Origin of the sequence: Roseisolibacter sp. H3M3-2, from assembly GCF_029211165.1 — a bacterium.
GTDB lineage: Bacteria > Gemmatimonadota > Gemmatimonadetes > Gemmatimonadales > Gemmatimonadaceae > Roseisolibacter.
In genome coordinates this window covers 1-5028 of record NZ_JARGEK010000351.1, presented here as the reverse complement: position 1 = coordinate 5028, position 5028 = coordinate 1, and the positions used below count along the sequence as shown (strand labels likewise).

General features: G+C 77.9%; 5 protein-coding genes. 1 reads left to right on the top strand and 4 read right to left on the bottom strand.

The window, feature by feature from the left end; translation table 11 throughout:
* Positions 1 to 243: 243 nt before the first annotated feature.
* From PYV61_RS20800 to PYV61_RS20785, 4 genes are all read right to left on the bottom strand, one after another.
* Entirely contained in the window at positions 244 to 750 is a 507-nt protein-coding gene (locus tag PYV61_RS20800) for a hypothetical protein (protein ID WP_275835233.1), read from the bottom strand.
* Positions 639 to 1964, bottom strand: coding sequence for a hypothetical protein (locus PYV61_RS20795; RefSeq protein ID WP_275835232.1), 1326 nt, complete (start codon positions 1962 to 1964; stop codon positions 639 to 641). The genes PYV61_RS20800 and PYV61_RS20795 overlap by 112 nt, the downstream gene beginning before the upstream one ends.
* 62 nt (positions 1965 to 2026) lie before the next feature.
* Positions 2027 to 2710 carry a response regulator transcription factor gene (locus PYV61_RS20790; protein WP_275835230.1) on the bottom strand — a complete coding sequence of 228 codons (684 nt, stop codon included), beginning with the start codon at positions 2708 to 2710 and terminating at the stop codon, positions 2027 to 2029.
* A 51-nt stretch (positions 2711 to 2761) separates the two neighbouring features.
* Complete coding sequence (locus PYV61_RS20785; protein ID WP_275835227.1) at positions 2762 to 4570, bottom strand: CHASE domain-containing protein; 1809 nt, start codon at positions 4568 to 4570, stop codon at positions 2762 to 2764.
* 226 nt (positions 4571 to 4796) lie between these two features.
* On the opposite strand from PYV61_RS20785, the gene PYV61_RS20780 reads away from it, so the two are divergent.
* The coding region (locus PYV61_RS20780; protein ID WP_275835225.1) for a hypothetical protein at positions 4797 to 5028 on the top strand (232 nt) is incomplete at its 3' end.

The window sequence follows — 5028 nt, the reverse complement described above, 5'->3', positions numbered from 1 at the left end:
GGCGAGCGCCCCGGCGGCGCGCGCGGCGCCCGGGTCGTCGCCGGCGGCGCGGGCCAGGGCGCGGTACGCGCCGGCGTCCCAGGCGACGGTGGGCGTGTCGGCGTCGAGGGGGGCGGGGGCGGGGACGGAGCGGGAGCCGGGCTGCGACATGGCGTCCAAGCTAACGGGGACTGCTGCGGCGCTGCGGGGCTGCGGAAGAGCGATCGTGCACTTCCGCAGCCCCGCAGAGCGCAGCGGCCGCAGCTAGTCCCGCTTCACCACCCGCACCTCGAACGCCGACGTCGCCGCCACCCCGCCCTGCGGCGTCACGATCAGCTCCACCGTGTACGTCCCCGGCGGGACCTCGGGCCAGCTGACGGTGAGCGAGCGGCCGGGCTGGCCGTCGGGGCGGCCGGTGTCCTGGAAGCGGACGGCGACCGGGCGCACGGCGCTCCCGACGCGCAGCGCGGCGCGCGCGCGCTCGAGGCGCGACACGTTCTGGCGCGTGGCGGTGAGCGAGACCTCCGCCGGGCGGCTCGGCGACGCGGGGGTGTAGCTCTCCCAGTAGATCCCGATCGTGCTGCCGGCGACGATGTCGCGCGAGCCGAGGGCGTCGGCGAGGACGGCGTCGAGCGTCGGGGCGGTGCCGGCGCCCTTCTTCAGCAGGAGCACGTCGGAGAGCGCGCCGCCGGCGGCGAGCGGCTCCAGCGCGTAGCGCGCCCGGGCGGCGCGCTGCTGCTTCTCGCCCACCACCTCGAGGCTGGCGAGCATCGGCTCGGCGCGCGGCGGGGCGCGCGGGCGGCGGGGCGCGCCACCGCGCGCACGTGCGTCCTGTCGGCGAGGCCGAGCCCCACCCGCATCGCCCCCGAGCCCCAGTCGCGGTCCGTCTCGGCGTCGTAGGCGCCGACGACCACCAGCGAGTCGCCGCGGCGGAAGCGCGCGAACTGGTGCGGCAGCGCGAGGAAGCCGCGCGGGGCGTAGCGCGGCGCGTAGCGCATGCGCGGCAGCGCCTCGTCGAGCTTCCACTCGCCGGCGTCGGCGGCCGTCGGCGCGGCCAGCGCACCGCCGCGCGGGGTGAAGTCGTAGCTCGGCGTCGGCTCGTGGCCGATGACCGAGGGCGCGCGCGGGTCGAGCGCGCCCGCCGTCTGCACCGACCACGCGACCGGCCAGCCGTAGCGCAGCTCGCTCTCCATCATGTCGTCGCCGTACGTCATGTCGTACGGGATGCCGCCCATCGCGTGGGCGCGCGTGATGACGCGGCGCGCGAACAGCTCGCTGCGCAGGTCGTTGCCGTCGAGCATCCAGAGCGGCTGGCCGAGCCACCAGAAGCGCGACTCCCACCCGGCGCGCGCGTCGCAGCCCAGCGCCTTGTAGGCGTCCTGCTCCTTCTTCGCGAGCCAGAGCGAGACGTCGCGCCAGGCGCAGCGCTCGGCGGCCGGCATGAGCGCGAGCGCGCTGTCGAACGCGGCGGCGGCGGCGCCGTGGCGGCCGGCGACGTGGTGCGCGGTGCCGCGCAGCGCGGCGCACCACGACGACGTGCCGGCGCACGCGACGCCGGCGCGCGCGGCGTCGGCGGGGCGCTTGGCCTCGTCGTAGTAGCGGACGCGCTGCGTGGCGACCCAGTCGTCGCCCGGGTCGGCGGCGGCGGCGCGGCCGAGCAGCTCGAGCAGCGCCTCGCGCTCGGTGACCACCTCCGCGCGCTCGTCGAGCGGCGGGACGTCGCCGTTGTTGTTCCAGTAGCAGAGGCGCCCGATGCGCTCCTCGCAGCGGGCCTCGGCGCCGCCGTTGTAGAAGCGCAGCCCGTTGCGGCGCGTGCGCTCGAACGCGCGCTGCGCCTCCTTCGCCTCCTTGACGAGCGCGTGCTCGGCGCGGGCGGGGCGGGCGCCGTCGGGCTGGGCGGCGGGGGGGGCGTCCTGCGCGGCGGCCGCGCCCGAGAGGGCGGCCAGCGGCAGCGCGGCGGCGAGGAGCCGGCGGCGGAGGGACATCGGGCGGGCGTGGCGGGGCGGGGGGCGGACGGGCGCTCCCCCCAACATACCCGCCGGCCCGATCAGCGGTCCGGGGAGTCCTTCATGGTGAGCACGAACCCGACCCCGCGGGCGGTGCGGATCTCCGGGCGGGTCACCCCGCGCAGCTTCTGCCGGAGGCGCGCCACGTGGGCGTCGACGACGTTCGAGCCCGGGTCGAACTTCATGTTCCAGACGTGCTCCAGCAGCTCGGAGCGCGAGGAGACCTCCTCGACCCGCAGCATCAGGTGCTCGAGCATCGCGAACTCCTTGGGGGTCAGCGACAGCTCCCCCTGGGGGCCGCGCACCGTGCGGGCGAGCCGGTTCATCGTCAGGTCGCCGATCTGGAGCTGGTCGGTGCGCGAGGCGCCCCCGCGCCGCACCGCCGCCCGCAGCCGCGCCTTGAGGACGTCGGGGCTGACCGGCTTGAGCAGGTAGTCGTCGGCGCCGGCGTCGAGCCCGCGCACGATGTCCTGGTCGTCGTCGCGCCCGGTCATGATGAGCACCGGGGTGTCGCGCCCCTCGCGCCGCATGGCGCGCACGACCTCCAGCCCGCTGCGGTCGGGGAGCTCGAGGTCGAGCAGCACGGCGTCGTACTCGTGCGCCAGCGCGCGGTCGCGCCCCTCGTCGGCGCTCGGCGTGACGTCGACGACGTAGCCGGCTTCGCCCAGGGTGCGCTCGACGAGCCGGGAGAGCATCCGGTCGTCCTCGATGATCAGGACGCGCATCGTTCGGAGGGAGGGGGTCGAGCAGGGGGGAGGGCGCGCGCGGCTGCGGCGTCAGCGCCTCGCGGGACGACGATCGTCGCGGGGGAGCGTCACGTGGAACGCGCTGCCGGCGCCGGGCTCCGAGACCAGGGTGAGGGTGCCGCCGAGCAGCTCCGCGAGGCGCCGCGAGATGGGGAGGCCGAGCCCCGTGCCCCCCGCCGACGCCCCGGGCAGCTGCACGAACTCCTCGAAGATGCGCTCCTGATCCGCGGGCGGAATCCCCGGCCCGCCGTCGGCCACCGAGATCACGATCGCGTCGCCGGCGGTGCGGCGGCGGCGCCCCCCGGGCGGGACGTCGCCGTGCGCCAGGCAGGCGCACGCGATCCGCACCGGGTGCCCGGCGCCGAACTTGGTCGCGTTGGAGAGCAGGTTGAGCAGGATCTGCCGCAGCCGGCGCGGGTCGGTCCGGATGGAGAGCGCGCACGGGGCGCGGTCGAGCTCCACGCGGCAGCCGCGCTCCTCGGCGAGCGGGCGGATCGTGGTCATCAGGTCCTCGAGCAGCTCGTCGAGGCGCACCGGCTCGGGCGCGACCTCGACCTTCCCCGCCTCCAGCTTGCTCAGGTCGAGGACGTCGTTCACCAGCTCGTGCAGGTGGCGCGCGGCGCGCTGGCTGCGGCGGATCCCGTCGGCGTGCGCGTCGGGGAGCGGGCCGTAGATCCCGGCGAGGATCAGGTCGTTGTAGCCGAGGATCGCGTTGATCGGGGTGCGCAGCTCGTGGCTCATGGCCGCGAAGAAGCGGCTGCGCATCGCGTCGCTCTGCTCGGCGTGGGCGCGGGCGCGCACCTCGCGCCGCGTGAGGGCGGCGAGGGCGGCGCTGACGCCGAGGCCGAGGACGCCGATCAGCACCGCCAGCGCGGTGCGCGACGGGTCGGCCTCCTGCGGCTGGTCGGTGAAGGCGAACGTCCACGGGCGCCCCCACACCGCGACCGCGCGCACGGCCCGCAGCACCTCGGGCGACTCGGGCGCCCCGGCGCGGCCGTCGGGGCCGCGCGAGTCGACGAGCAGCGCGCCGGGGGCGAGGGTGTCTGCGCCGTCGAAGACGCGCAGCGCGACGCGCGGCGCCTCCGCCGCGTCGAGGATACCGGCGAACAGCGCCTGCGTGCGGAAGGCGGCGTAGACGAAGCCGGCGAGCGCGGCGCGCCGCCCCGCCGTGTCGGCCGGCGCGGCGCCGCGGTAGACGGGGAGGTAGAGCAGCAGCCCGGCCGCCCCGTCGCCCGCGTTGCGCAGCACGACGGGGCCCGTGATGGCGGGGGCGGCGGCGTCGCGGGCGCGCGCCATCGCCTCGCGCCGCGTCGGGTCCCCCCACATGTCGTAGCCGACGACGCCGCGGTTGGTGGCGTCGAGCGGTTGGAGGAAGGCGATCGCCACCGCCTCCCGGCCGTCGGGGGCGGCGGCGCGCGGGGCCCAGCCGAGGGCGCGCAGCCCCGGGTAGCGGGCCGGGAGGTCGAGGGTGGCGACGTAGCGCGCGAAGGCGTCGCCGTCGAGCGCCGAGTCGGCGGCCACGAGGGCGGCGGCGCCGTGCAGCAGCGCGAGGTGGGTGGCGAGCCGCTCGCGGACGCGCTCCTCGGTCGACCGCACCGCGTTGTCGAAGCGGGCGAGCGTGCGCGCCCGCCCGCTCCGGGCGACGAAGACGGCCACGGCGAGCGTGCACAGCGCCCCAGCGAGGAAGACCAGGAGGGGGGAGCCGCGGCGCCCGCGGGGCCCGGCGGCCGCCGCCGCCCCGGCGCGGAGGACCGCGTGGGCGCTCACGCCGCGCGCGGCGCCGCGCCGGGCGGCGTGCGGCGCGCCGTCGTCGGCCGGGGCGGCGGGGGGGGAGGTCATGCGCGGAGCGGCGTTCGTGACACGTACGATATGTTGCAGTGCGACGGGTGGGGCGGACCGCAAGGTCGGGGCCGCCTGAGTGGGCGCGCCGACCGTTTCGGGCCGCCGCGCGCGCCCGTACACTCCCTGATGGCACCGCCGCGCGCCAGCGGTCGTTCAGCTGGTGCGCGTCCTGCCGGCAGACGCACGTAGGTCCCGCCGCACCCCCTCCCGCGTCCGCCGCCCCATGACCGCACGCCTCGATCCGCCGTCCGCGCCGCCCGTCCCGGGCGCGTGGGACGCGGACCCCGCCGACGCCTCCTCGGGCGGCGGGTCCCGCGCCGAAGCGCGGGTGCTGCGGCTGGCCGCACGCGCGGTGGGGGCGCCGGCGGTGCTGGCGACGCTCCCCGACGACGGCATCGAGCTGGCGGCGGAGCGGGAGGGGGCGCGCGACCCGGCGCTCGACGAGCTGGGGTCGG

Excerpts from the sequence above, each read along its gene's own strand:
- PYV61_RS20800 (WP_275835233.1), bottom strand. The coding sequence starts at position 750 with ATGCTCGCCAGCCTCGAGGTGGTGGGCGAGAAGCAGCAGCGCGCCGCC.
- PYV61_RS20795 (WP_275835232.1), bottom strand. The coding sequence starts at position 1,964 with ATGTCCCTCCGCCGCCGGCTCCTCGCCGCCGCGCTGCCGCTGGCCGCC.
- PYV61_RS20790 (WP_275835230.1), bottom strand. The coding sequence starts at position 2,710 with ATGCGCGTCCTGATCATCGAGGACGACCGGATGCTCTCCCGGCTCGTC.
- PYV61_RS20785 (WP_275835227.1), bottom strand. The coding sequence starts at position 4,570 with ATGACCTCCCCCCCCGCCGCCCCGGCCGACGACGGCGCGCCGCACGCC.